This is a genomic window from Arthrobacter sp. ISL-72, from assembly GCF_018613755.1.
In the GTDB taxonomy this organism is placed as follows: domain Bacteria; phylum Actinomycetota; class Actinomycetes; order Actinomycetales; family Micrococcaceae; genus Arthrobacter.
The window spans coordinates 283,580-308,197 of sequence record NZ_JAGGPP010000004.1; the positions used below are offsets into that span (position 1 = coordinate 283,580).

Annotated in this window: 21 protein-coding genes and 5 pseudogenes; 8 read left to right on the forward strand and 18 right to left on the reverse strand. The window is 66.0% G+C overall.

Annotated features, from left to right (window positions below; genetic code table 11):
• Window positions 1–12: 12 nt before the first annotated feature.
• Window positions 13–1,122: a winged helix DNA-binding domain-containing protein gene (locus J7I92_RS04300; RefSeq protein ID WP_214837739.1), complete on the reverse strand. Its 1,110-nt coding sequence runs from the start codon at window positions 1,120–1,122 to the stop codon at window positions 13–15.
• A gap of 143 nt (window positions 1,123–1,265) precedes the next feature.
• Between J7I92_RS04300 and J7I92_RS04305 the strand changes: the two genes are divergently transcribed.
• Window positions 1,266–1,769, forward strand: coding sequence for a hypothetical protein (locus tag J7I92_RS04305; RefSeq protein ID WP_214837742.1), 504 nt, complete (start codon window positions 1,266–1,268; stop codon window positions 1,767–1,769).
• Window positions 1,770–1,781: 12 nt separating this feature from the next.
• Here the strand turns inward: J7I92_RS04305 and J7I92_RS04310 are convergent, their stop codons facing one another.
• From J7I92_RS04310 to J7I92_RS04340, 7 genes are all read right to left on the reverse strand, one after another.
• Window positions 1,782–2,849 carry a UDP-N-acetylmuramate dehydrogenase gene (locus tag J7I92_RS04310; protein ID WP_214837745.1) on the reverse strand — a complete coding sequence of 356 codons (1,068 nt, stop codon included), beginning with the start codon at window positions 2,847–2,849 and terminating at the stop codon, window positions 1,782–1,784.
• 9 nt (window positions 2,850–2,858) lie between these two features.
• Window positions 2,859–4,169 carry a sugar MFS transporter gene (locus tag J7I92_RS04315; protein WP_214837748.1) on the reverse strand — a complete coding sequence of 437 codons (1,311 nt, stop codon included), beginning with the start codon at window positions 4,167–4,169 and terminating at the stop codon, window positions 2,859–2,861.
• A gap of 13 nt (window positions 4,170–4,182) precedes the next feature.
• Window positions 4,183–4,635, reverse strand: a complete 453-nt coding sequence (locus J7I92_RS04320) for a MaoC family dehydratase (protein WP_251039416.1) — start codon at window positions 4,633–4,635, stop codon at window positions 4,183–4,185.
• A 2-nt stretch (window positions 4,636–4,637) separates the two neighbouring features.
• Complete coding sequence (locus tag J7I92_RS04325) at window positions 4,638–5,120, reverse strand: MaoC family dehydratase N-terminal domain-containing protein (protein ID WP_214837751.1); 483 nt, start codon at window positions 5,118–5,120, stop codon at window positions 4,638–4,640.
• A 48-nt stretch (window positions 5,121–5,168) separates the two neighbouring features.
• A complete protein-coding gene (locus J7I92_RS04330; protein ID WP_214837753.1) occupies window positions 5,169–5,393 on the reverse strand; it encodes a DUF3188 domain-containing protein in 225 nt (74 codons plus the stop codon).
• A gap of 23 nt (window positions 5,394–5,416) precedes the next feature.
• Complete coding sequence (locus J7I92_RS04335; RefSeq protein WP_396020347.1) at window positions 5,417–5,698, reverse strand: hypothetical protein; 282 nt, start codon at window positions 5,696–5,698, stop codon at window positions 5,417–5,419.
• Window positions 5,699–5,865: 167 nt separating this feature from the next.
• Window positions 5,866–6,732, reverse strand: a complete 867-nt coding sequence (locus tag J7I92_RS04340) for a CoA ester lyase (RefSeq protein WP_214837756.1) — start codon at window positions 6,730–6,732, stop codon at window positions 5,866–5,868.
• Window positions 6,733–6,938: 206 nt separating this feature from the next.
• Here J7I92_RS04340 and J7I92_RS04345 point away from each other — a divergent pair.
• From J7I92_RS04345 to J7I92_RS04365, 5 genes and pseudogenes are all read left to right on the forward strand, one after another.
• Window positions 6,939–7,199 (forward strand): annotated as a pseudogene (locus tag J7I92_RS04345) (ABC transporter substrate-binding protein); the annotation flags it as partial.
• A 208-nt stretch (window positions 7,200–7,407) separates the two neighbouring features.
• Window positions 7,408–8,289: an ABC transporter substrate-binding protein gene (locus J7I92_RS04350; RefSeq protein ID WP_311380112.1), complete on the forward strand. Its 882-nt coding sequence runs from the start codon at window positions 7,408–7,410 to the stop codon at window positions 8,287–8,289.
• Window positions 8,286–8,862, forward strand: a pseudogene (locus J7I92_RS04355) (ATP-binding cassette domain-containing protein). Before J7I92_RS04350 ends, J7I92_RS04355 begins: the two are co-directional and overlap by 4 nt.
• On the forward strand, window positions 8,862–9,761 hold the full coding sequence (locus J7I92_RS04360; RefSeq protein ID WP_214837759.1) for an ABC transporter permease: 900 nt from the start codon (window positions 8,862–8,864) through the stop codon (window positions 9,759–9,761). Before J7I92_RS04355 ends, J7I92_RS04360 begins: the two are co-directional and overlap by 1 nt.
• 37 nt (window positions 9,762–9,798) lie before the next feature.
• Window positions 9,799–10,527, forward strand: a pseudogene (locus tag J7I92_RS04365) (TauD/TfdA dioxygenase family protein).
• 5 nt (window positions 10,528–10,532) lie between these two features.
• Here the strand turns inward: J7I92_RS04365 and J7I92_RS04370 are convergent.
• The 5 genes from J7I92_RS04370 to J7I92_RS04390 all read right to left on the reverse strand — a co-directional run bounded on the left by J7I92_RS04370 (window position 10,533) and on the right by J7I92_RS04390 (window position 16,544).
• Complete coding sequence (locus J7I92_RS04370) at window positions 10,533–11,501, reverse strand: aldo/keto reductase family oxidoreductase (RefSeq protein ID WP_285290063.1); 969 nt, start codon at window positions 11,499–11,501, stop codon at window positions 10,533–10,535.
• 71 nt (window positions 11,502–11,572) lie between these two features.
• The gene (locus tag J7I92_RS04375; RefSeq protein ID WP_214837762.1) at window positions 11,573–13,279 is read right to left on the reverse strand and encodes an alpha-amylase family glycosyl hydrolase; all 1,707 of its coding nucleotides are present in this window, start codon (window positions 13,277–13,279) and stop codon (window positions 11,573–11,575) included.
• A 69-nt stretch (window positions 13,280–13,348) separates the two neighbouring features.
• Complete coding sequence (locus J7I92_RS04380; protein ID WP_311380114.1) at window positions 13,349–14,278, reverse strand: carbohydrate ABC transporter permease; 930 nt, start codon at window positions 14,276–14,278, stop codon at window positions 13,349–13,351.
• A complete protein-coding gene (locus J7I92_RS04385) occupies window positions 14,278–15,222 on the reverse strand; it encodes a carbohydrate ABC transporter permease (RefSeq protein ID WP_214837765.1) in 945 nt (314 codons plus the stop codon). The genes J7I92_RS04380 and J7I92_RS04385 overlap by 1 nt, the downstream gene beginning before the upstream one ends.
• Before the next feature lie 20 nt (window positions 15,223–15,242).
• A complete protein-coding gene (locus J7I92_RS04390) occupies window positions 15,243–16,544 on the reverse strand; it encodes an extracellular solute-binding protein (protein ID WP_214837770.1) in 1,302 nt (433 codons plus the stop codon).
• A 224-nt stretch (window positions 16,545–16,768) separates the two neighbouring features.
• Between J7I92_RS04390 and J7I92_RS04395 the strand changes: the two genes are divergently transcribed.
• Window positions 16,769–17,971, forward strand: coding sequence for an ROK family protein (locus J7I92_RS04395; RefSeq protein ID WP_214837774.1), 1,203 nt, complete (start codon window positions 16,769–16,771; stop codon window positions 17,969–17,971).
• Window positions 17,972–18,070: 99 nt separating this feature from the next.
• Here the strand turns inward: J7I92_RS04395 and J7I92_RS04400 are convergent, their stop codons facing one another.
• The 4 genes and pseudogenes from J7I92_RS04400 to J7I92_RS04415 form a co-directional block, all read right to left on the reverse strand.
• Window positions 18,071–18,730, reverse strand: a complete 660-nt coding sequence (locus J7I92_RS04400; protein ID WP_214837777.1) for an NAD(P)H-binding protein — start codon at window positions 18,728–18,730, stop codon at window positions 18,071–18,073.
• Window positions 18,731–18,767: 37 nt separating this feature from the next.
• Window positions 18,768–19,055, reverse strand: coding sequence for a LamG domain-containing protein (locus J7I92_RS04405; RefSeq protein WP_214837780.1), 288 nt, complete (start codon window positions 19,053–19,055; stop codon window positions 18,768–18,770).
• Window positions 19,056–19,793: 738 nt separating this feature from the next.
• Window positions 19,794–20,569: pseudogene (gene yidC, locus J7I92_RS04410) on the reverse strand (membrane protein insertase YidC); the annotation flags it as partial.
• A gap of 174 nt (window positions 20,570–20,743) precedes the next feature.
• Window positions 20,744–21,478, reverse strand: a pseudogene (locus tag J7I92_RS04415) (transposase); the annotation flags it as partial.
• A gap of 829 nt (window positions 21,479–22,307) precedes the next feature.
• Between J7I92_RS04415 and J7I92_RS04420 the strand changes: the two are divergent.
• Window positions 22,308–23,096: a polysaccharide deacetylase family protein gene (locus tag J7I92_RS04420; RefSeq protein ID WP_251039417.1), complete on the forward strand. Its 789-nt coding sequence runs from the start codon at window positions 22,308–22,310 to the stop codon at window positions 23,094–23,096.
• Here the strand turns inward: J7I92_RS04420 and J7I92_RS04425 are convergent.
• The gene (locus J7I92_RS04425; protein WP_214837784.1) at window positions 23,093–24,610 is read right to left on the reverse strand and encodes a UDP-glucose/GDP-mannose dehydrogenase family protein; all 1,518 of its coding nucleotides are present in this window, start codon (window positions 24,608–24,610) and stop codon (window positions 23,093–23,095) included. The two genes, J7I92_RS04420 and J7I92_RS04425, sit on opposite strands and share 4 nt — an antisense overlap.
• Window positions 24,611–24,618 lie beyond the last annotated feature (8 nt).

Genomic DNA, 24,618 nt, shown 5'->3' on the forward strand with positions numbered 1-24,618 from the left:
CACCGGCGCACACTAGGAACTGCCGAGGAACGTCAGGTACCTCGCGGTCTGCAGCTCAAATGACTTTTGGGCTGCAGGCCGCAGTCCGTTAACGGCGTCAAACGGTTCCGGCACGACGGCGGCCGTCCGGCCGTTGCCCTTCGTCGCCCACGTGCCGATCACCTCTCCCCCGGAGACGATGGTCTTCTTGAACATCCCGTTGCCGCCGGGAACCACTTTCCGGGCGTGCTCGGTGGGCAGCACCAGCGACCGGTCCGTGTAGCCCAGCAGGAATTCATCGAACCCGGGCAGGGCCAGCAGGGAGCGCTGGCCGGGTACGCCGTCGTCGAGCAGGGCCGCGGTGGCCGGTGACATCCAGTAACTGGTTCCTTCGAACTCCAGCGCTGCGAGCTGGTCCTTCACCAGGGCCAGGGCGCTGCGGACCTCCGTGACCGGCGTGTTGGACCACCACGCGAAATCCCGTTCCGTGGCCGGGCCGTGGCTGAGCATGTAGCGCAGCAGCAGCTCGGCGACGCCCTCGGCCCGGTCCAGTTCCCGCGATTTCGGGATCCATTCGTCGAACGCCTTGATGAGCTGCTGGTTTCCCACGAGCGGTCCCTGCACCAGCCAGGCACGCTGGCACAGGATGCCGAGCAAATGGATGCCGCGCTGGCCGGCTGTGGACTGACCCGCGCGTTCAAAGGCCTCGAACAGTTCCTGGCGGGTGGCCGCTCCCCCGCCCGAGACGAGTTCCAGGGCCGTATCGCGGACGATGTCAACGTCACGCGCTTCGATCTGCAGCTCCCGGTGGCGGCTGCCCATTCCGCGGAGCAGGCGGGCGGCGGTGATGTCCAGTATCCAGCGCAGGTCCTCCGGAGCGAGCAGGTGAAGGGTCCCGCGCATCGGCCAGGACCGGACTATCGACCCGTCGTCCAGTGCCGCCCGGACCGTGTCTGCGTTGGCCCCGCGCACCCGCAAACCGACGGCCCACAGCGCCGCTTTCAGGTCCTGGGCCTGCATTGCTGTCATCCAGCGCACGGCCTCGGGAGGCGATTCGAAGGCAGGACCCAGCAGCCCCTGCGCAGCGAGGCGCAGCCGTCCGATGACGTTCCTGGTTACCCGGGTCCGCGTCTCTGGTCCCATGACCCCATCGTAGGGCGCCGCCCGGACATTTGCGGTCCGCAGAGCGCCACAGCCCGGCTGCGATGTCCCGCACGTGAATCGCCTCCGGGCGGAGCACTGCGTCCTCCCAGCGGATTTCCAGCGGAGGTCCGTACGCTGGATGGATGACCATCGGAGAGCTCTGGCCGCACCTGCGGCTCCTGTGCCGGGCGCTGGCCCTGCTGGGCTGGGCCGCGGCTGCTGCCGGCATGACGGCAGGACTGTCCATCGCCGTGGCCGGCGGGACCAGCCTCTCCCCCGCCATGCAGACCCTGCAGGTCGTTTCGGTGATCAGCATGGGTGTTGCCGTCATCAGTTTCATCACGGCGTCCATGCTGCAGCCCCGGCACCGGGGCCGGCGCGCCACGGAGCCCCGCGGGTTGGATTCAGCCCCCGATCCCGCACACGACTCCTCCGGCGAATTCCCGCCGACCCTGCAGAGTTTCCTGTTGGCTGCCTTCGCCATGCTGGCGGGGGCCGCGGTGTTCGCCTGTGCAGGGCTGGTCCTCCGCAACGGTCCCAGCGCTCAGTCCGTGGCCTTTTGCCAGGTCTTCCTGTTGGGCGCGGCGGCGTCCGGTTTCACCTTCATGCTGTTCAGCAAAGTGACCCCGCGCCACGGCAGCAGCTGACGGCCGGAGCGGTTAGAGTTCGACGCCGATCAGCAGGGGTTCGGGGTGCAGTTCAATTCCGAAGCGTTCGACGACGCCGCGGCGCACCTCGCGGGCCACCGCGAGGACGTCCGCCGCGCTGGCCGAACCGCGGTTGGTGATGGCCAAAGTGTGCTTGGTGGACAGGGAGGCCCGCCCGCCGGAGACGCTCCCCGGTTCGAGGCCGTAGCCCTTGCCGAAGCCGGCATGGTCGATCAGCCACGCTGCCGACAGCTTCACCAGGCCGTCGGCTCCGGCCGGGTACCGGGGAGCGTTGTCCGGAAGCGACTCGGCCGCGTCCGCAGGAACGATCGGATTCGTGAAAAATGATCCGGTGGAATAGGTGTCGCGGTCCTCGGGGTCCAGGACCATGCCCTTGGACGCCCGGAGCCGGAGGACCTCCCGGCGCACATCGTTGGCGTATGCCCTCTTCCCGGGCTCAACACCCAGGGACTTCGCCAGCTCGGCATAGCGGATGGGCGCGCTCATCCGTCCCAGCGGCAACTGGAACTCCACCGTGAGCACCACATAGCGCGGGGAACCCTGGACTGTGGTCTGCTTCAGGATCGAGTCCCGGTAGCCGAACTTCAGTTCTGAATTCGTAAAGGTCCGGACGGCGTTCTGGTGGCGGTCCCAGGTCCGGACGGCGGCGATGGTCTGCGAGACGTCCGCACCGTAGGCACCCACGTTCTGGACCGGTGTGGCGCCCGTGGACCCGGGAATGCCGGACAGCGCTTCGATTCCCGACCATGCATGGCGCACGGCGTGCTCCACGAGGGCATCCCAGTTGTGCCCGGCCTGGACCACCACGGCGACTCCGCCGCAGGAGTCCTCGGCGTTGACGGTGAAGCCTTCGGAAGCAATCCTGAGCACGGTGCCGGGGTACCCGTCGTCGGAAATCAACAGGTTGGACCCGCCCGCGATGATCAGCAGCTGCTCCCCGGCAGCGTCGGCAGAGCGGACGGCGTCGATGATTTCCGACTCGGTGCGCGCCTCGATGTAGTTGCCGGCGGGTCCGCCGACCGCGGCAGTCGTGAGGTCGGAAAGCAGAGTCTGGATCACCCATCCACCCTATCGGTCCGTGGTCGAGGAACGGGAACTCGAAGGAAGTTTCCGCGCCACCGGCGATAGCAGGAAGCTGACCGCCAGCATCACCATCACGGCGAGCAGCGAGTGGAGGATGCCCACATGCTCGGCCAGGAGTCCCAGCAGCGGCGGTCCGCACAGGAAGGCGCCGTACCCGATGGTGGACACCACGGAGACCCGGGCCGCCGCTTTGACCGGATCGTCGGCCGCAGCGGACATGCCCACCGGGAAGCCGAGTGACGCACCGAGGCCCCAGAGAGCCAATGCCACGAAGGCCAGCCACGGCACGGGGGCGAACACGAACAGCCCCAGTCCGGCCACGGCCAGGGCAGCGCACCAGCGCATCACCGGGACGCGGCCAAACCGGTCCAGGACCAGGGTGCCGGCGAACCGGCCGACCGTCATTAAGGTCACGAACAACCCGTAGCCGGCCGCACCGGCGGCATCGCTCTGGCCGTGGCCGTCAGCCAGCGCGAGAGCCACCCAGTCGCCTGCCGCCCCCTCGGCGAGGGCGAGTCCAAGCACCAGCACGCCGAGCAGCAGGGTGCGCTTGTCCCGCCAGGCCTGGGCGATCTGGCGTTTGTTGTCGAGGGGCTGCTCCGGGACCGCGTCCGTCTGGCGGACGATCGGGATGGGCCCGGTGGACGGATCCTCGAACGTGTTGGTCCCCGCCGCCTTGAACGGGCGTTCCCCTTGGACGGGCGTGATGTCGGCGCGGAACCAGGATGCTGCGGTTGTCACCGAGCCTGCGACCAGCAGCCCGGCGGTGGCGAGATGCCAGAACACGGGGATCCCGGCTCCGGCAGCCCAGGCACCCAGCCCGGCTCCCGCCACCGTTCCCAGGCTGAAGGAGCCGTGGAGCCGCGGCATGATGTGCCGCCGCACGGCCCGTTCCACCGCGGCGCCTTCGACATTGGATGCGGTGTTCCAACTGGCAGTGCCAAGCCCGATAATGGCCAGGCCGGCGGCCACCGGCACCGGGCTGGCGAGCACGGACGTACCGAAGCCTGCCAACACCAGCCCGAAGCCCACCATGATGCTGCCGATCCGGATGGTCCGTTTGGAGCCCAGCCGAAGCACAATCAGCCCTGAGGCGGAAACGGAAACAAACGAACCGGCGGTCAGGCAGAGCAGCAGCAGCCCGATGGTGCCCGGGGTCAGGTCCAGGCCGTCGCGGATGGCCGGCAACCGGGACACCCAGGTGGAAAACGCGACGCCGCTGGCGCCGTAGGCCACCACCACGGCGTTCCGCCAGTGGGTGACCTCGGCAGCCGGGACAAACACGTCCTTGGTCACTGCGGCATTTTTGTTACGCAAGCCTGACGACTGCCTGTGCCTTCATCAGGACCTTCTGGCCGGCGAAGACCACGGTGAGGTCGACACGGGCGGTGCCGGCATCGGCGTCGAGCGCGCCAATGACGCCGCTGACCTCAATGACGGCTCCGGGCTCTTCTGTCCCGGTGGTGTCCGTCACCAGGACAGGTTTGGTGAAGCGGGTCTGGAAGTCGACGACGGCGGCAGGGTCGCCCGCCCAGTCGGTCACCAGCTGTACTGCCGCGCCCATGGTGAACATGCCGTGGGCGATGACGCCGGGCAGGCCCACGCTGGTGGCAAAGGCTTCATTCCAGTGGATCGGGTTGAAGTCACCGGACGCGCCGGCATACTTCACCAGGTCCTGGCGGCTGACGGTGATGCTGCGGCTGCCGAGGTCCTGGCCGACGGCCAGTTCGGACAACGCGGGGGCAATCGATGCGGTGCTCATGGTTACTGTCCCTCTCCGCGGACCAGGATGGACGACGTGGTGGTGGAAACGGCCTCCCGGGAAGCGCCCGGGCCGTCCGCGGTGTTTTCGCCGGTAAGGGCGAAGATTTCCGCGCGGGTGGTGATCATTGCGCCGCCGCCCATGGCACGGACGCCGTCCACGTGGAGTTCTGCAATGAGCCGGTCCCCGGCGAAAATCGGGCGGTGGTGGACGAAGCGCTGGTCCGCGTGCACTACACGGGAAAAGTCGATACCCGACGCCGGATCCTCGATCAGCTGGGCATCGGCGCGCTGGGCGATGATGATGGCGAAGGTCGGCGGCGCCACGAGATCCCGGTGGCCGAGGGCCTTGGCAGCGTCCAGGTCGAAATGCGCGGGGTGGGTGGCCTTGACGGCCCGGGCGAACTCGCGGATTTTCTCGCGGCCGACGTCGTACACCTCTGCGGCAGGGTAGCTACGGCCCTGCAGATCCGGATTGATAGTCATGGCCTCAAGCCTATCGTTCCGGTGCTCGTTCCCCTGCGGTCCGGCCGGCTACCTCTTGTAGGTCTTGCGGATCTGCTGGCCGCGCACCACGATTCCCACCACGTGCAGGAGCAGGCCCAGCCCGATCACCGGCAGGGACGCCACGGCAAGGCCCTGGTTGTGGGACGTGTTGCCTACCAGGTTGAGGATGATGCCTGCAGCGATCAGTCCCATGGCGCTGAAAACGAGCACCTTGTAGGCGGTGGATGCGGTAGCCCAGAATTCGTTCAGCACCGTGCCATTCTACGGGGCCGGGTTCAGAACAGGGACTCCTGCACCGGAGGGACTTCCGAACCGTGGTTACCCAGTTCGACGGTCCGCGCCTTCAGCTCCCCGAGGTTCACCACAAATTCCAGCTCAGTTCCGTCCAGGGCCGCCACGGCGATGGTGCCGCTCAGTGCGGTGATCCGGAACCCGTGGGCGCCGGTGGCGAAGGTGGCCACATACAGCCACTGCTGTTGCATCAGGTAGGAGCGCAATCCCGGCGGTACGCGGCCGCCGCGATGGAAGTCGTGGATGAGCCGCGAATCGTCAACCACGAAGCATCGCTCGCACTGGTTGCCCCTGACGGCGGGCGCCTTGGCGGGGCAGAGGATGTGGTCCCGATCGGCAGGGCTGCGGGGCCGGGCGGCGGCCCATCCCAAAAGACCCCGTGGACCAGATAACGGGTATCGGTCACGGGGTCTCCTGGTTATGCTGATGCAGCTTACAGCGCGGGCTGCACGCCAAACGCTACCGCGAGCTTCATGATCTTTTCGGCGCGGCCCAGGCGGGGCAGGTCCGAACCGTCGCGGATGACTCGGCCGTTGGCCTCGAAGTCCGCCATGAAGTCCGTGGCCCAGGCGACGTCGGACGGCGTGGGGCTGATGACTTCGTTAATGACATTAGTCTGGTCGATGGCCAGGCACAGCTTGCCGGTCATGCCCATCATCACGGTGATCCCGGTCTGCTCGCGCAGGATCGGGTGGTTGGTACCCACCGTGGGGCCGTCAATGGGGCCCGGGAGGTTGCCGACGCGGCTGGCGACCACCAGCTTGGCGCGCGGATAGGCCATGGCTTCCTGCGTGGCTGCCATGCCGGTGTCGCGGCGGAAGTCGCCGGAGCCGAAGGCCAGGCGGAACGCGCCCTGGGCCTTCGCAATGTTGTTGGCTTCCTCGATGCCGACGGCGGACTCCACCAGCGGAATCACAGGGGTCTTGCCGTCCATGCGGTGGAAGCTTTCCGTGACCTGGTCAGCGGATTCGGTCTTGGCCAGCATGATGCCGAGCAGTCCGGGGGTGCCGCGCAGGCCGGCGAGGTCGGCGGCCCAGAACGGACTGGTGGCGTCGTTGATGCGCACCCAGGCACGGCCGCCGGCGGTCAGCCAGTTGACCACGTGCTCGCGGGCAGTCTCCTTCTGCGACGGGTCCACGGCATCTTCGATGTCCAGGATGATCGAGTCCGCCCGGGACACAGCGGAAACGTCAAAAAGCTCGGGCTTCATTGCGTTGACCAAAAGCCACGAACGGGCAATTTCGGCGGGGATATTTCGTTCGGGCCGTACAGTCACGACGGCGGCGGAGGTAGAGGTCATACATCTACCGTATCCGCCCGGAACACCCAAACGCTAAGTAACAGCCGCCCGCGGTCCGAACAATGCCGCGAACAATACGACCAATATCCGGCCCGCCCGGCGCGTCAAACTCCTTCACGGGCCCAAACCGGGCGAAACGGGGCGTCTTGTGACCCGGAGTTTCGTTCTGTTTCCGCTCATTTCCGCGGGTTTCCCGCGTGACAGCAACGTTCGCGGGCCCGTACGTGCTGCGCACCGACTTCATCGCGAAAAACCCCAACACCACACGCACGTTCACCACCGGGGTGGCCAAGGCCATCGAATGGGAACGGACCACACCCCGCGAGGAAGTGATTGCCCGCTTCACCAAGAAGGACGAGGATTTCACGCGCTGGGGCAAGTGGCTCAAGGACACCAGGATCGTCCAGGGCGAGCTGGATCCGAAGAAGCTCTACACCAACGAGTTCAACGGGCTGGTGAGCGGATGAGCCCCGCCCCGACGATCCTGCCACGCCGCCTGGCTGGCATCCGCACTCGGCGCCGCAGTCATCCTGGCAGTCACGGGCTGCGGCGGAGCTGCCGGCAATCCCGTCGCTGAGCAGGCCAAGACGGTCAGGTACCAGGGCTTCCAACAACGTCTCACTCCCGGAACTCGCGCAGGACCTGGGCTTCCTTGAGGACGTCAAGCTCGAGTGGGTGAGCAACACCACCAGCGGTCCGCAGAGCATCCAGTCGGTGGCCACCAGCCAGACGGACATCGGCGGCGCGTTCACCGGTGCGGTGATCAAACTGATCGAGGCAGGGGCTCCGGTCCAGGCCGTCATCAATTACTACGGCGAGGACGACAAAACGTTCACGGGCTACTACGTGCTGGAAGGCAGCCCCATCCGCACCGCCCGGGACCTGATCGGTAAAAAGGTCGCAGTGAACACGCTGGGAGCCCACCACGAAGCCGTCATCACTACCTTCCTGAAGAACAGCGGCCTGTCTCCCGACGAAATCAAGCAGGTCCAGTTGGTGGTGGTGCCGCCGAACGAAACCGAGCAGGCACTGCGCAAGAAGCAGGTGGAGGCCGGGACCCTGGGCGGCGTGCTGCAGGACCGCGCGCTCGCGGAAGGCGGCGTCCGTGCCCTGTTCACCGACGTCGGCGTGATCGGCGGGCCCTTTGACGCAGGCCAGTACGTGATCCGGAAAGACTTCCTCTCAGCCAATCCGGACACCAGCCGGAAACTGGTCACCGGCATCGCGAAGGCCATCGAATGGGAACGCAGCACCCCGCGCGGGGAAGTCATCGCGAAGTTCGAGCAAATCATCGCCCAGCGCGGCCGCAACGAATCCAGCGAAGCCCTCAAGTACTGGAAGAGCGTGGGCGTTGCTTCACCCGGAAGCCGCATCCAGGACAAAGATTTCACCCGCTGGACCGACTACCTCACCTCCGCCGGGATCATCAACGGCGAACTGGACCTGCCCAAGCTCTACACGAACGAGTTCAACGGGCTGGCCGCCGGGACGGGTCCGTCCCATGGAACCAGCGCCTCCCCCGGAACCACTCCCAATGACACGAAAGGACAACCATGACGCCGAAAATCAGCCTCCGGAACGTCACCAAGGAATTCGCGGTGCGCCAGGGCAAAGGCAGCCGGAAGCAGCCGGGCCAGTCGGTGCTCACCGCCCTGGATGACCTCAGCCTGGACGTCGCTCCCGGCGAGTTCCTCACCGTGGTGGGACCCAGCGGCTCCGGCAAAACCACCCTGCTGGACCTCCTGGCCGGTCCGGCCCACCTCGGGAAGCGTGCTGGTGGACGGCAAGGAAGTCACCGGGCCGGGACCGGACCGCGCCGTCGTCTTCCAGCAGTACGCGCAGACCATCATCTTCATCACGCACGGAATCGATGAGGCCGTCTACCTCGGCCAGCGCGTGGCCGTGCTCAGCGCCCGCCCGGGCCGGCTCAAGGAGTTCGTGGACATCGACATCCCGGACCGCGACGGCGACGGTGACGTGCGCTCACATCCGGCGTTCGTGGAACACCGGCACCAGGTCTGGTCCCTCCTCCACGACGAGGTCCGGCTCGCCCAGGACTCCGGACACCGCAAGATCCTCCCCGACGGTACGGCCCCCGACGAACAACCCAAGGAAAGGAGCGCTGCCTGATGAGCGCTGTGTTGACCCGACCGCCAGAGGCGGCTGACGCCGTCGAACCTTCCCTGCAGCCCGGGCCCTCCGGTCCCGGAACCGGACCGCGCCCGACGCCGGCGGGCCGGATCGCTGCCTTGACCGCGGTCGCCGGACGGGCGGGCTGGAAGTCGCTCGCCGTGCTGCTGTTCCTGGCACTGTGGGAACTGGGGCCGACGTACCTGGCCAGTCCGTCCACCCGGGTGTTCCTGCCGCCGCTGCACGAAGTCCTCGCGGCGGGCGCGAAGCTGCTGGAGACCGGGCAGCTGCAGAACCACCTGCAGGCGAGCCTCACCCGCTCCGTCTCCGGTTTCAGCATCGCTGTGGTGTCCGCCGTCGTGCTGGGGCTGCTGATTGCCTGGTACGGCTGGCTGAGTTCCTTCCTGAACCCGCTGCTGGAGCTGTTCCGCAACACCGCCACGCTGGCACTGCTCCCGGTGTTCACGCTGCTGCTGGGCATCGGCGAGGAGTCGAAGATCACCATCGTGGCCTACGCGGCGTTCTTCCCGGTCCTCCTTAACACGATCGCCGGCGTCCGGACCGTGGACCCGCTGCTCATCCGGGCAGCGAGGTCACTGGGACTGAACAGTTTCCGGCTGTTCCAGAAGGTCATCCTGCCCTCTGCGGTGCCGACCATTTTCACCGGCATCCGGATGGCGGGCACATCCTCCATCCTGGTGCTGATCGCCGCCGAAATGGTGGGTGCCAAGGCCGGGCTTGGCTACCTGATCGTCAATTCGCAGATGAGCTTCCTCATCCCGGACATGTACGCCGGCATCCTCACCGTCTCGGTCCTGGGGCTGGCGGTCAACGTCCTCCTCGTGGCCCTGGAACGGCACTTCTCCCGCTGGCGCACGGCCGTCGGCGCGGGCAACTGATTTCAACCCTGCACCACCAACCAGATTGGAAAAAGCAATGACCACCATCACCGAAACGAAGCTCGAATTCGCCAAGCTCGGCTCCCGCATCGGCGCCGAAATCCGCGGCCTGGACCTGAGCGGTGACCTCTCCGCGGACACCGTGGCGCAGATCCGCGCAGCCCTCAACGAGCACAAGGCCCTTGTCAACGCTGCGCAGCATCGACCTGCCGGCCTACGGCGGGGAAACTCTGATCGCATCCTCGGCCGGGGCCTACCGCGACCTGCCTGACGAGCTGCGGAACTTCGCGGACACTCTGTGGGCCATCTACACCAACGACTACGACTATTCGGTGCCCAAGAACCTGGAGCACCAGAACGCGGAGGAGCGCCGCAAGGAGTTCACCCGGCTCAAGTTCGAGACCACGCACCCCGTGGTGCGCGTCCACCCGCTGACCGGCGAGCGCGGATTGTTCATTGGGGGCTTCGCGCAGCGGCTTCGGATCGTGGGCCTGTCCAACACTGCGTCTAGGGACATCATCCGGCTGCTCCAGGCCTACGTCACGCGGCCCGAGAACGTGGTGCGGGTGAACTGGGAGCCGAACCAGCTCTGGTGCTGTTCGACAACCGCATCACCCAGCACTACGCCCCGGACAACTACGACGGCCAGCTGCGCAAGCTGAACCGCGTGACCATCGCCGGGGACATCCCCGTGGGCGTGGATGGCAAGCCGAGCCAGGCGTTGAAGGGCGACTCGTCCACGTACTCGGTGGTGGCGCCGCTCTAAAACGGCTAGGGGAGGTTGCTCCCCCGGGCGGTGACCCACAGCCGGTACCACTCGGCCCGGGTCATGGCGGCGGCGACCCGGGCCGCGCCGGCGCAGGCGCGGATGCGGTCCGGGTTCGCCGAACCGATCACGGGTGCAATCCCGGCCGGGTGCCGCATCAGCCATCCGAGGAGGATTGCCTCGCGGGTGGTTCCCGTGCTTTTCGCCATGTCACCGACGAGCGCGGCCGTGGCGGCCTCCGCCGGCGTCGGGCTTTCCGGCGGAGCTCCGGTGTAATGGCCCCGCGCGAGCGCTCCGTAAGCCTGCAGGGTGATTCCCTGCCGGCTGCAGAACTCCACGGTGCCGTGCGGGAAGCTGTGATCCAGCCCCTCCTCCGCATGGTTCACCAGCACGGTGCTTTCCAGCCAGGACCGTTTCAGCAGGCTCATTTCCAGCTGGTTGGCCACGACAGGGGTGTCCAGATGGTCCTGCAGTGCCTCAATCTGCGCCGCGGACATGTTGGACACCCCGACCTGCCGCACTTTGCCCTCCTGCATCAACTGCCCGACGGCGGACGCCACCTCCGCCGGGTCCGCCAGCGGATCGGGGCGGTGCAGCAGGAGGACATCCACGTAGTCGGTCTTCAGCCGCTTCAGGCTGCCGTTGACCCGCTCCAGGATGCTGTCGCGGCTCAGGTCGTAGTGCGTCTCGAGGCCCCGCTCGTTGAGCCGGATCCCGCATTTGGTCTGGAGCCGGATTCGTTCCCGCAGCCCCGGCGTGATCGCCAGGACTTCCCCGAACACGGCCTCCGCCTTTCCGCCGCGGTAAATGTCGGCATGATCGAACAGCGTGATGCCGGAATCCAGGGCCGCCTCGATTGCGGCCGCGGCCTGGTCCACATTCTCGGAGGCAAAGGGCTCGGCGGACCAACTGCCGCCCAGCCCCATGCAGCCGTAGATGAGCTCCTGGCCACCAGCCGATGCATGGCCAGCCAGTGCATGGCCGGGCCGGCCGGGCGCGGGGTTGTCCCCCGTCACCCGGCCGCCCTGTCCGCTCGACGGAGTGCTCACCGCATCCAGACCGTGGTGGCGCCGGGCAGCTTGCCGGCTTCCAGCGGCGCGCTGCTCAGCAGGACCTCGCCGGCCGGAAGTTCCACCGGCTCGGTACCGAAGTTGGTCACCGACTGCCAGCCTCCGTGGCGGCTGAAGTGCAGCACCTCGGGGTTGCCGGTTTCCACCCATTCCAGCTCTTCGGCGGCCTGCAGTTCGCGGCGCAGCTTCAGTGCCTTGCGGTAGAGCTCCAGGGTGGAGCCTTCCACGCCGTCCTGGACTTCCACCGCGTAGCGGCTGAACCATTCCGGCTGCGGCAGGTGTGCGTCACCGTTGCCGAATCCGTACGACGTTCCGTCTGCGGCCCAGGGCAGCGGGACGCGGCAGCCGTCCCGGCCGATCTCCACGCCCTTGTTGCGGAAGAACGAGGGGTCCTGGCGCTCGGAGTCGGGGATTTCGGTGACTTCCTGCAGGCCCAGTTCTTCGCCCTGGTACAGGTAGGCGGAGCCCGGCAGTGCCAGCATCAGCAGACTGGCTGCACGGGCGCGGCGCAGGCCCAGTTCAACATCCAGTTCCTCGGCGGGGGCGCCGGCCAGCAGCCAGCCCTTGCCGTCCTGGCCCTTGGCGTGGACTCCGCCGCCCTTGGGCAGGCCGTAGCGGGTTGCGTGCCGGACGACGTCGTGGTTGGAGAAGACCCAGGTTGAGGAGGCGCCGGTGGCTGTCGCTTCGGCGAGGTTCCGGGTGATGATTTCCTGGAACTCCTCCGCGTCAAAATCGGCCTGCAGGAGGTCAAAGTTGAAGGCCTGGCCCAGGCCCTGCGGGCTGGCGTAGCGGGCGCGGCGGGTGGCGTGCACCCAGGCCTCGGCGACGGCCGTGCGCGGCGGGTTGTACTCGTTGAACACTTCACGCCATTCGGCGTAGATCTCGTGGACTTCGTCGCGGTCCCAGAACGGGTGCGAGCCGTCCGGGAAGCCGTCCGTTCCCGTGTTCGCGGCGCTGAGCTCCACCTTGGAGATGAGCGGCTCGGTGAGGTCCTTGGTCAGTGCGTGTGCCACGTCCACGCGGAAGCCGTCCACACCGCGGTCGGACCAGAAGCGCAGGGTCTTCAGGAAGTCGTCGCGGATCTCGCGGTTGGACCAGTTCAGGTCCGGCTGCTCCTTGGCGAAGATGTGCATGTACCACTGCCCGGGCGTGCCGTCCGGTTCGGTGATGCGCTCCCAGGCGGGGCCGCCGAAAACGGAGTCCCAGTCCGACGGCGGCAGTTCGCCGTTCTCGCCCAGGCCGTCACGGAAGATGTACCGGTCACGGGCGGCCGAGCCCTTGGGTGCCGCGAGTGCCTCCTGGAACCATTCGTGCCGGTCGGAGGAGTGGTTGGGGACGATGTCCGCAATGAGCTTGATGCCGGCCTCGTGCAGTGCGGCGGACATTTCGGCGAAGTCCTCCAGGGTGCCCAGCTTGGGGTCCACGTTGCGGTAGTCGTCGACGTCGTAGCCGCCGTCCGCGAGCGCGGACGGGTAGAACGGGCTAAGCCAGACGGCGTCGATTCCCAGTTCCTTCAGGTACGGCACTTTGGCAGTGATGCCCTTGATGTCGCCCAGGCCGTCACCGTTCGAATCCGAGAAGCTGCGCGGATAGATCTGGTACACGGACGCCTGGCGCCACCAGTTGGGATCGGCTGCGAGGTTTGAGTCGGACAGGGTTGCCAGAGTGGCGGTGGTGGACAAAGGAAATTCCTTTTCTTGGATTAGGTGTTGTTGTTGGTCAGGAAAAAATGGATGCCTGTTTCACTGCGCCTATTTCACTGCGCCCCGCATGACTCCGGACAGTACCCAACGTTGCGCCAGGATGTAAACAACCAGTGTGGGAGCCATGGCCATCAGGTACGAGGCGAAGGCCAGGCTGTAATCGGTGTTGAACTCCCCCTGAAACAGCATCTGCACCACGGGTAGGGTCTGGAGGGCCGGGTCCGCGATGATCATCTGCGGCAGCAGGAAGTCGTTCCAGGAACCGAGGAACGCGAAGATGCCGACGGTGGCATTCATGGGGGCCAGCAGCGGCAGGATGATCTTGAAGAAGACCTGCCAGGTGGTGGCCCCGTCCATCCGCGCGGATTCCTCGAGCTCCACCGGGATGGCCCGGACGAAGGCGATGTACAGCAGGGTGTTGAACGAGATTCCGCCCAGGATGTGGAGGAAGGCGACGCCGGCGGGGTTGTCGAGTCCCAGCAGGGCGGTCTGCTTGATGAGCGGCAGGATGATCACCGGGAACGGAATGAACATTGCCGAGAGCAGGTAGACGAACGAGCCCCGGAAGAAGCGGCGGTTCCAGTTGCGGGCAATCGCGTAGGCCACCAGTGAGCTGGATGCCAGGGCGCCCAGCACGCTGAAGATGGTCACCAGTGCCGTGGACAGGAAGGCCTTGGGGAAGTTCGTCGCCACGTAGGCCTTCGCGAAGTTCTCCCAGTTCAGCGGGTTGGGCCAGGCCAGCCCGGTTCCGGTGCCGATCTGGTCCGGGGACTTCAGCGCCATGGCCACCGTGAAGTACAGGGGCACCAGGATGGTCAGCGAGGCCACGAGCATCAGGGCGGTGAGCCACCAGTTGATCCGGTAGCCTTCACGGGACGTCCGGCGGAACCGCGGCGGACGCGGCTTTCCGGGCTGGGAGGGAGCGGTGCCCGCGGGTCCTGCGTTGCCGGCGTCGGGCAGGGTGTTGGAAGCAGTCATTAGAGTGAAACCCCCCGGCGCTGGATGATGCGCAGCTGGATGACGGAGATCAGCAGAGTGATCAGGAAGTAGATGACGGCGTTGGCCATCTGGTAGGCGTAGTCCCCGCCGGTGAAGCCGGAGAAGATGCGCATTGCCACTGACTGGGTGGCCATGCCGGGACCGCCGCCGGTGAGGCCCACGATGATTTCGTAGGTTCCCAGGAAGCCTTTGAACCCGAGGATCACGTTGATCACCAGGTAACCAAGGATCAGCGGCAGGGTCAGGCTGGTGAACTGCCGCCAGGTGCCGGCGCCGTCGAGGTCTGCCGCCTCGTACACCTCGGAGGGAACACTCTGGAGTCCGGCGAGGTAGATGATGGTGGCTCCGGGCGCGGCCTGCCAGACCGTGACCACAACAATCGCGATCCAGGCCAGGTTCTCATTGGCAAGGATGCTGGTGGCCAGCGGCGTCATTCCGTAACGCTCCGCCAGGACGGGGAGGGTGTTGGAGAAGAGGTAGTTGAAGACAAAGGACACGATCAGGGCGGACAGCACCATGGGGATGAAGAACACGGTGCGGATGCCGGTGCGCCACTTGATCTTCGCGTTCAGGCCCAGCGCGATCGCCAGCGACACCACGTTCACCACCACGGTGGTGGTGAGGGCGAAGACGAACGTGAAGACGTAGGACTGCAGTACGGCCGGGTCCTTGAAGATGTTTACGTAGTTCATCAGGCCGATGAACTTCCAGTCCCCGTAGCCGGCGTAGTTGGTCAGGCTGAAGAACACACCCACGAGTGCCGGCAGGGAGATGAAGAAGGCGAACAGGGCCAGCACGGGAAGGATCATCCAGTAGTACGTGGGATCGATCCTGCTCCCGCTGCGCGTTGCTTTGGCGGTGGATGGGCGGGGTGCGTGTTGGGAGGGCGGCGCAGTCCTGGCCGCCCGGGAAGTGATGGTCATGGTTACTCCTGGAGGCGGGATCAGACGGCGGTGCGCTCGGCCACGCGGCGCCATTCGGCGTCGACCGTGGACAGGAACTGTTCACCGTTTTTGTTGTAGATGAAGGACTGGATGTAGTTGTTCATGGGGATCGACGGCGGGAAGTACGTCCCGGCGCCCTGGTAGTACCGTCCTTCGCCCACGTGGGCGGCCACTCCGCTCAGGTGCGGGTTGCTGTCGGCGGGGGCGTTGATGAGGGGTGAGAAGGCGGCGTTCTTCTCGTTGTACGTGTTCACGACGGACGGTTCCAGGAGGTAGTTAAGGAAGCGCTCCGCGGCCGCCCGGTTGGGGGTGTTGCGGGTGATGGAGAGGGCCATGTCCACGTTGACGCGCACCTTGGTCTCTTCCGGGTTGTTGGTGACGGGCAGCGGGAAGGTGCCCAGCTGGATGTCCTGGTTGGCCTGCACCAGCTGCGAGAGCGCCCAGGGGCCCTGCAGGTACATGGCGGCCTGGCCCTTGGCGAACGCGGCGTTTCCGTCGGCATAGTTCTTGCTGGCCGCACCGTTCTGCGAGAACGAGGCCAGCTGGAGGATCTTCGGCAGTGATGAAGCGTAGTGGTTGCTGAACGACTCGGGCGCCTGCTGCGAGATCCTGGCGCCCTTGGCCATCAGGTCCTTGAAGAACGCTCCGACGTCCAGCATCCCGCCGGTGACATAGTCAAAAGCGCCCTGGCGGAGGGTCCAGGCATCCTTGAATGTGCCGTAGATGGGCGTGATGCCGGCAGCCTTGAAGGTCTCGCACGCGGCCACGAACGCGTCCCAGGTGGTCGGAACGGCCACACCGTGGGCGGCAAAGAGGTCGCGGTTGTAGATCACGCCGGCAGCCGCGACGGAGAACGGAAGGGCGCTGGTCTCGTGCCCTTTGTACTGTCCCCAGGAATTGACGAGGTCCTGGAACTTCGGGTCCACGGTCTTGGCGACCGGGAGGTCTGAAAGGTCGGCGAAGATTCCCTTCCGGACGAATTCAGCCGTTTCGGTCGCGAAGCCGCGGGTCACGACATCGGGCGGGTCGTTGCGGACCAGTGAGGGGACGAAGTTGCCCTCGTTGAAGTCCTGGACCACGTGGATGTCAGGGTTCAGGGCCTCGAAGTCCTTGATGACCTGGTTGAAGTAGGCCACCACCTCGGGCTTGTTCTGCATGAAGCGCAGAGTGGTGATGCCGTTCCGGGGGCCGCCCGCGGCGGTGCAGCCGGTGAGGGGAATCAACGCTGCGGCCCCTGCCAGGCCCGCGGCCCGGATCAGGGAGCGCCTGCTGAGCAGCGCTGCGGGTACAGCGGCGTTCACTGGGCAGGGGCCGACGTGCGGGGGCGGCCTGGCTGGGACTGGAGTCCGGGCGGGCAGTGCTTCGGGATGCGGTTCACAGTTGCTCCTTTGCAAAAGGCTGAGTGAAGGGCGGAAGTAAAGCCAGTGGTCGGCGGCCGTCCGGTCCACGGTGCTCTAAGTTTATATGGAGTCTAAATTTAGTTCCTCAAGTATTATGTGGTGCAAAGCACAGAGAGGTCAACACCATGTCTGAAATGACGGCCGCAACGCCCCAGCTGCTGCGGCGTGTAAGCGCCGGGGCGGTCCTGGATTTCATGCGCGCGTCCCAGGCAGTGACTGTCACGGAAGTCATGGAAGCGACGCGGCTCACCCGCGCCACAGCCATTGCCGTGTGTGAAGACCTGATGGAGCGGGGCTGGATACGCGAACTGGAAAACCAGCGGGCCTTCGGCGGATACCAGAAAGGCAGGCCGGCACGCCGGTTCGAGCTCAACGAACGCGCCGGCTACGTTCTGGGCATGGACGTGGGCATCTCCAAGGCCACGGTGGTCGTCTCCGACCTCCGGGGCAAGGCCCTTGGCCGGGCGAGCCAACCGTTTGCCGGCGCCGAAATTTCGGCCGGGGAACGGGTCGCCGTGATCGACCGGACCGCCATGATGGCCCTCAACGGCGTGGGGGCCTCCCCGGACTCGGTGCTGGCCGTTGGTGCCGGAATTGCGGCCCCGGTGGACCGCAACGGGAACGTGCTGGTCACCCAGCACTTCTGGGGCCTGTTCGACGTCGGGCTGAAGGCCGCGCTGCGGGACCTGCGCGGCTGGACTGTGCTGCTGGAGAACGACGCCAACCTCGCCGCCCTGGGCGACCGCTGGCGGGGTGCGGCGGCCGGCGTGGACGACGTCGTGGTCATTCTCGCCAGTGAACGCCTCGGCTCCGGCATGATCGACGGCGGCAGGCTTCTGCACGGCCGCGGCGGCGGTGCCGGTGAACTCGCGTTCCTTGACATGGTGGACGGTGTGGGAGACACCTTCGGCATCACCTATCTGGCGAGGGCCTGGGCCGCCGATGCCCTTGCCGGGAAGGCCAAAACCTCGCTCCGCACCCATGCCGGGGAGATTGTGGAGGCGGAGCAGGTCTTCGCCGCAGCGGCTGCCGGCGACGCTGTGGCCCTGAAAATCCTGGACCGGCTGGCCGACAGGATGGCAAGGATCATCGGCGCGGTGGCCACGATCCTCAACCCCGATCTGGTGGTCATCGGAGGAGCCGTGGCGAATTCCGCCGGCGTGCTGCTGGAGCCGATCACCGAACGGCTGACCGAGTTCACCGTTACTCCGCCCAGGGTTGCCGTTTCCCCGCTGGGCGACTCCATCGTGACCGTGGGTGCCGTGCGGTGCGCGCTGGACTACGTGGAGCAAAACGCCCTCGACCTGGAGCTAGCCGCCCCGGCCTGAGCGGCGCCCGTCCTTACCAGCGCGAACGGACACTTGCGGCCCGTCGGGTTCGGGGCTCAAGTGTCCGTTCGCGCTCTCCGGCGGGGCGTTGGTTCCCGCTTAGCCCGCAGGCTCCAGGGCCGCGGCAACGGGCAGGGTGCCGTCCCGGAACTCAATGGTGCGTCCGGCCGTTTCCGGCAGCCTCAGGACGGCGGCAGCCACGAGTGCCACGTTGGCCCGGGATGTTCCGGTTCCCGAGGAGGTGTCCGCCGGATCGACGTCGATCAGCCCGTTCCCTGGGCCGTCCGTCAGGGAGCCGGGGCCAAGGATGGTCCAGGCCAGGCCCGTCCCGCGCAGGTACCGGTCCGCTGCGGCCTTCGCCTCCGCGTAGGCGTGGAAGCTGTGATCCGCAGGCACGCCGTGATCAGGACCGGCACCGAGATAGGACACCATGATGTAACGCCCGACGCCGGCCTCCGCCGCCGCGTCCATCGAACGGATTGCCGCGTCACGGTCCACGGCATAGGTGCGGTCGGGATTGCCGCCGCCGGCACCGGCGGACCACACCACGGCGTCATGTCCGCGCAGGGCGCTGGCGAGTTCCGCCGTCGTCGTATGTTCAACGTCAAGGACCGACGGCGTGGCTCCCGTTGCCGCGACGTCCTCCGTATGGTCCGGGTTGCGGAAGAAGGACGTCACGTCCTCACCATCCGCCGCGAGGATTCTGGCCAGTTCCAAAGCCACTTTGCCGTGGCCGCCGATGATTGCGAGGCGCGTCATGGCCCCATTCTGTCCCACGCGTCACCGGTTGTGGCGTTCAACCCGCTTTCTTGCCGGTCATCACCTCATAGTGCCGGACGATCTGCGCCTGGGTCAGTTCTTTGTCGTACACCGCTACCTTGCCCACTCCGCCTTCAAAGAACGATTCCAGGTTGCTGGTCCCGATCCGGAGCGGTGCGTCCCCCCTGGTGGGACCGATTGTCCGGCCATTGATGCTGAGGTCGTCCCGGTCACGCAGGATGCCGTCCCGGTAGATCTTCGTGTAGCCGTGCGGATAGTGCCGCCTGAAGCGCCCATGTTGATGACCAGGACGTAGTGGATCCATTCGCCTGCCCTGACGTTGTCCTGGAAATAGGACCCGGCCCCCAGTCCCCCGTCCTGGTCGAAGGCATAACCTGAAATCCGGTTGGGCCTGTCTTCGGCATTCTCGGCGGAATAGATGCGGGCAACATACTCGTAATTCTCCGGCTCGCCCTTGCCGAGCCAGTGGACGTAGCCGTGCCCTCTTCGTGGCGGAACTGGAGCGCATCGGGGCGCAGCCACGCCTCAAGCGTGATGACGCCGGCAGTGTCCGGGCTGAGGGCCGCAGCGTCGGCGATCTCCAGATGCCGCTCCGGGGAGGACCGACGCATTCGATAAACCAGTAGGCAAGTTAGCCATTGTGGTGCTTCCTGGCACGCTGTCGTGCCGATGGAGCCGGGGCGCGATGGCTGCACGCCGCTATGGATGCAGGTAAGGACCGGGGGACGGAGCCTTGTGCGCACCCGGACCGTGAGGAGTTATGTGCAAACCACGGTGGGCCGGGCCCTCGGCTTGGTGGTCCAGAGGGACCGGCCTTATGCGCCTTTGAACTGGCCGTTGTCTCGACCAGGGCTGCGGAAGCTATGCAACCTCTCGGTGAACTAATTCACACGATTTAACCTAGTTCGAGCAGACGGGATGGCTACGAGTGGTAACTACTCGATTCCCGCGTGGCTTAGGGCAAGAGGTGGAGTGGACTACTTGCTCGCCGGGCGGCGGCCTACTGAGGGAATCGGCGGCTACTCGGGGGCCGCCCATCCCCGAGGAAGTACTGTTGCGCCAAAGTCCACAGGTTGGAGACGGTCCAGTAGATCAGGACGCCGATGGGGAAAAGGATGCCTCCGGCACCAAAGACCAGCGGGAGGACATACAGGAGGAGCCTCTGCTGCCGCATCACCGGATCCGCTGCGGTCTCTTCCGTCACGTTCCGGGCCATGATCAGCTTCTGCGTGATGAACTGCGACGCCGTCATGGTCAGGATCATCAGGACGGCCAGTACTGCAACCGCCGCGGGATCACCGGGAGTGCCATGGAGCAGGGACGAGGACAGCGGGGCGCCGAAAATGCTGGATGAGTCGAACTGCACCACCTGCTGGTGGCTCATGGCCCCGATGCCTTGGTCTTGGCGGGGTGCCGTGGAGATCCCTGAGAACACCTGGAAGAGGGCGAGGAAGAACGGCGCCTGGATCAGCAACGGCAGGCAGGCGAAGAACGGGTTGGTGCCATGCTTTTTGTACATGGCCATCTGCTCCTGCGCCATGGCCTGCCGCGAGAGCTGGTCTGTTCTGCCTTGTATTTTTCCTGGAGCTTCTTCAGGTCAGGCTGCAGGAGCCGCATCCGGCGCTGGGCTTTGACCTGCACCAGGAACACGGGGATCAGCGCGGCGCGAATCACCAGCACCAGCCCGATGATGGACAGCGTCCAGGTCCAGCCGCCGGCGGCCGGCATGCCGATGGCACTCAATCCTTGGTGGAAGCCCACCATGATGGCGGAAACCAGCCACCTGAACGGAAGCATGACCGCTTCCAAGAAGTCCACCAAGTCCCCCATCCGCCAGTTGCTGCAAAGCTACTGTGAAACAACCCGCTTGTCACGGGCCCGGACAATGGGAATTCACATGATTCAGGAAACAGGAAAGCCCCCGGGATCTCTGGGATCCAGGGGGCTTCTCCTGTAGCGGTGGGGAGGCTCGATCTCCCGACCTCACGATTAGACAGGCCCGAAGCCCTTCACCTCCATGAGGGGGGCGGCTTCACTGACTTTGACGAGATCGGTGATCTGGTTGTTGTTCCTGGTCAATTCCTTGTCGAGCTCATCGATTCGCTTCGCCAGCCTGACAGCTTCCGCACGGGCTACGGAGAGTGCCAGATCCTCGTCCCGGGCACGCCACCGGGACACTTCTGCAATCTGCACTCCGCTCAGGGCCTTGCGGGCATCCAAGCCGAGCTTGTGGACACGCACCAGGGCGGTCAGTGCGTTCACCGCACGGGTCCGCTCGGCGGTCATGAAATTTCGCGCAGAAACCAAAACCCTCAATGCCGCACGGATACCTTCATTCAGGCGCGGCCGTCGCAGTTGCTTGTCCTCCAACGGGAGCACTGCCCTGGCGATCCGCTGGGCATCGAGTTCATCGGATTTGCCGACGCCGTGGTGGGCTCGGGCGTCCATCCGTGCCGCCTCGACAACCTGGTAGCCCTCGGAGGCCACGGCTCCGGCGAGGATGGCCCCGTAGGAGGCAGCGCCTTCGATCACCCAGAGCGCGGCAAGGTCAGCACCCGTGCGGCGGGCCACCCAGGCAATGGCGCTGTTGATGCCGGTACTGCTGGTGGGGAAGTCCCTGGTACCGACGAGTTCACCCGTCCTGGCGGCGATGATGGCGTAAACGTGGTTGCGTGCGTGAGTGTCGACTCCGACGACAAACGCGTGTGAATGCGCAACGATAGACATGGCGGTCGCACCTTCCTCTTCACGGATATGGTTGTGGCCGCTGTCGGCCGGTACCAGCCCGGGTAGAGGTCACTTCGGAACAAAACTGTGATGAGCCATGCCCTGGGGCGGACAACCTTCTGATCAAGTCACCGAGGTGGGCCGGACGGGTACCGGCCGACCACCCCGATGGAAGGACAGGTCGGGGCCAAGACACCATGGTCGGTCCAGCCGGGGTATTTTCGGTCCTCAGCAGGGTCTTTGACTACGGAAACCGATAGGGGCGCGAACAGCGTCCGGGGAGGAGGAGGAGGAGGAGGAGGAGCGCGTCACCGCTGACCAGCTATGCCACCATCGGCGGTCCGGAACTCCCGTCCTGTGTGGTGATAGGCGTGTGCTGGGCGAAATCTTGAGCGAAACGCCCGGGTGATCTTCAGTCCGAGCTGAGAATCTGTGCGTAGGCTCACTGCACAAGCCCGGTGAAAGGTTGCACCGAGATGACAATTACCAGCTATGTCGTAGGACTGTCGATCATGTTGGTCCAGATGATGGCCGCCCTGGGCGTTTCTGTCTTTCTGGTCCGATTCCGATTCGGCCGGTAGGAGGTTCCCGATGCCTCCGTATGGCGGCCTTAGGGCTTGGTCGGCTCGCGAAGATGCAGGACGATCACGGCGGACAGCGACGGCGAGCGTGGGCCGTCCGCGAAGATCGCGTGTCCGGATCCACACTATGAGGCCTGAACGATGGACGGTAAGGAATCCTCGCTCCCGCCGTTGGACTGGTACTTTACTTAAGCTAAAACCGTTCTCGAGTCTGGACTCCCATGTGGGATAACCATCCCCCCTGCCCGTTGCAGTTCACACGGCGGGCAACCCTTGGTGCCCTCGGTGCCGCCGTCGTCGCCGTCCTGAGTGCCTGTGGTGACCCAGGCAAGCCGGTCGCGTCCGGAACGGACGCGCCTTTCGCGCCTGAATCTGCAACCCCCACCGCGACCCCCACCGCGCCGCCCAAACCGACCTTCGTCTCGGACTACACCCTGCCACCGGTGGTGGACGGGCTGGCGCCGGTCATCACCAAGATCGACACCAAGCAGCCGGTGGTGTTCCTGACCATCGACGACGGCAACACCAAGACCCCCAACGAGCTCCAACTGCTGGCCGACTACGACTACCCGTGCTCCCTGTTCCTGACCAAGTCCGCCATCCAGGACAAGCCCGGCTTCTTCAAGGACTTCCTGGGCCACCACTGCCTGATTGAAAACCACACCATCAGCCACAACGTGAACATGGTGAAGCAATGGGGCTACCAGCAGCAGCTCAACGACATTGCAGGCATGCAGGACTACGCCGTGCAGCAGTTCGGCCGCCGTCCCGTGCTGTTCCGGCCGCCCGGCGGTGCATACTCCAACGCCATGCGCGCCGCCGTTGCGGCCGCCGGGCTCAAGGCAATCATCACCTGGGAAGCCAAGGCCAACGCCGGCCGCATGGACTACCAGGTGGGTAACTCGCTCCGCCCGGGTGACATTGTGCTGATGCATTTCCGCCCGGAATTCGCAGCAGACCTGGCGGCATTCCGCGCAGCCCAGCAAGCGGCCGGGCTCCACGTCGTGCTCTTGGAGGACTTCCTGGGCCTTGCCTAGATGGCTGCCGGGACCGGGGTTCGCGCCTCGGGCCCGGCTGCCGCGGTGACCAGTTCGACCGGCCCGTCGGCAGCATCCAGAGCGGGGGACTGGGCGGTGGCCGCTTCAAACGGTCTTCCCAGCGCCCGGTATTCCCAGCCGGCCGCACGGTAGGCGGCGGCGTCCAGGGCATGGCGTCCATCCACCATGCTTCGCCGGGCAACCAGCATGCCCAGGGCTGCGGGGTCGGCGTTCCTGAACACGTTCCATTCCGTGAGGAGGGCCACCACGTCCGCGCCGGTGACGGCGGCTTCGAGGCTCGGGGCGTAGCCCAGCAAAGGGTACTTGGCCCGGGCATTGTCCATGGCCTGGGGGTCGAAGACAGTGACAATCGCTCCGGATTCGTGGAGCATCCGCGCGACGTCGAGGGCGGGGGCGTCCCGGATGTCGTCGGAGTCCGGCTTAAAGGCGGCTCCCAGAATGGCGATCCTGGCCCCGGCCAGGTTGCCGTGGACGAACCCACGGATCAGGTCAACCGTGCGCCGGCGCCGGCGCTGGTTGATGGCGTCCACCTGGTGCAGGAAGCCCACGGCCTGCCCCACGCCCAGGGCTTCTGCGCTGTGCGCGAAGGCACGGATATCCTTGGGCAAGCATCCGCCGCCGAAGCCGAGCCCGGGTTTGAGGAACCGTCCGCCGATGCGGCTGTCGTAGGACAGGGCGTGGGCCAGCAGGTTGACGTCCGCGCCGGCGGCTTCGCAGACTTCGGCCATGGCATTGATGTAGGAAATCTTCGTGGCCAGAAACGAGTTCGCGGCGACCTTGACCAGCTCTGCGGTGGCAAGGTCGGTGACCACCACCGGTGTGCCGGATTCCGTCAGCGTCCGGTAGCACGCACTCAGCTGCTCACGCGCCCACCCGGACGCGACGCCGAACACCAGGCGGTCGGGCGACAGGGTGTCGCTGACGGCATGTCCCTCGCGCAGGAATTCGGGGTTCCATGCCAGTTCGATTGCCTCGCCGGCCGGTGCAGCTGCGCGGGCCAGGGAGGTGAGGTGGCGGGCGGTGCCCATGGGGACGGTGGACTTCCCCACGATCAGGCATTTGCGGTGCAGGTGCGAAGCGAGGCGTTCGACGGCCGCGGTGACGAAACTCAGGTCCGCGGCCGGAGAGTCCGGCGCCTGCGGGGTGCCCACACAGATGAAGTGGACGTCTCCGTGGGCGCCGGCCCTGGCGAAGTCGGTGGTGAAGCGGAGCCGGCCGGTGTCCAGGGCCCGGGTCAGCAGCTCCGGGAGGCCCGGTTCGAAAAACGGCAGTTTCCCTGCGGCGAGCGAGTTGATTTTGGCCTGGTCCACGTCCACACCGATCACATTGAACCCCATGATCGCCATGCACACGGCATGGGTGGCGCCGAGGTAGCCGGTCCCCACCACGGTGATGTCCGGATGCTCCGCGATGCGAGGGACCGCGCCGCCGGGAGGTTCCGCAGCCAGGGCTTCCGCAGGCAGATTCTGGTCCAGGGGAATCAGGTCAGGCATGGTGGTCT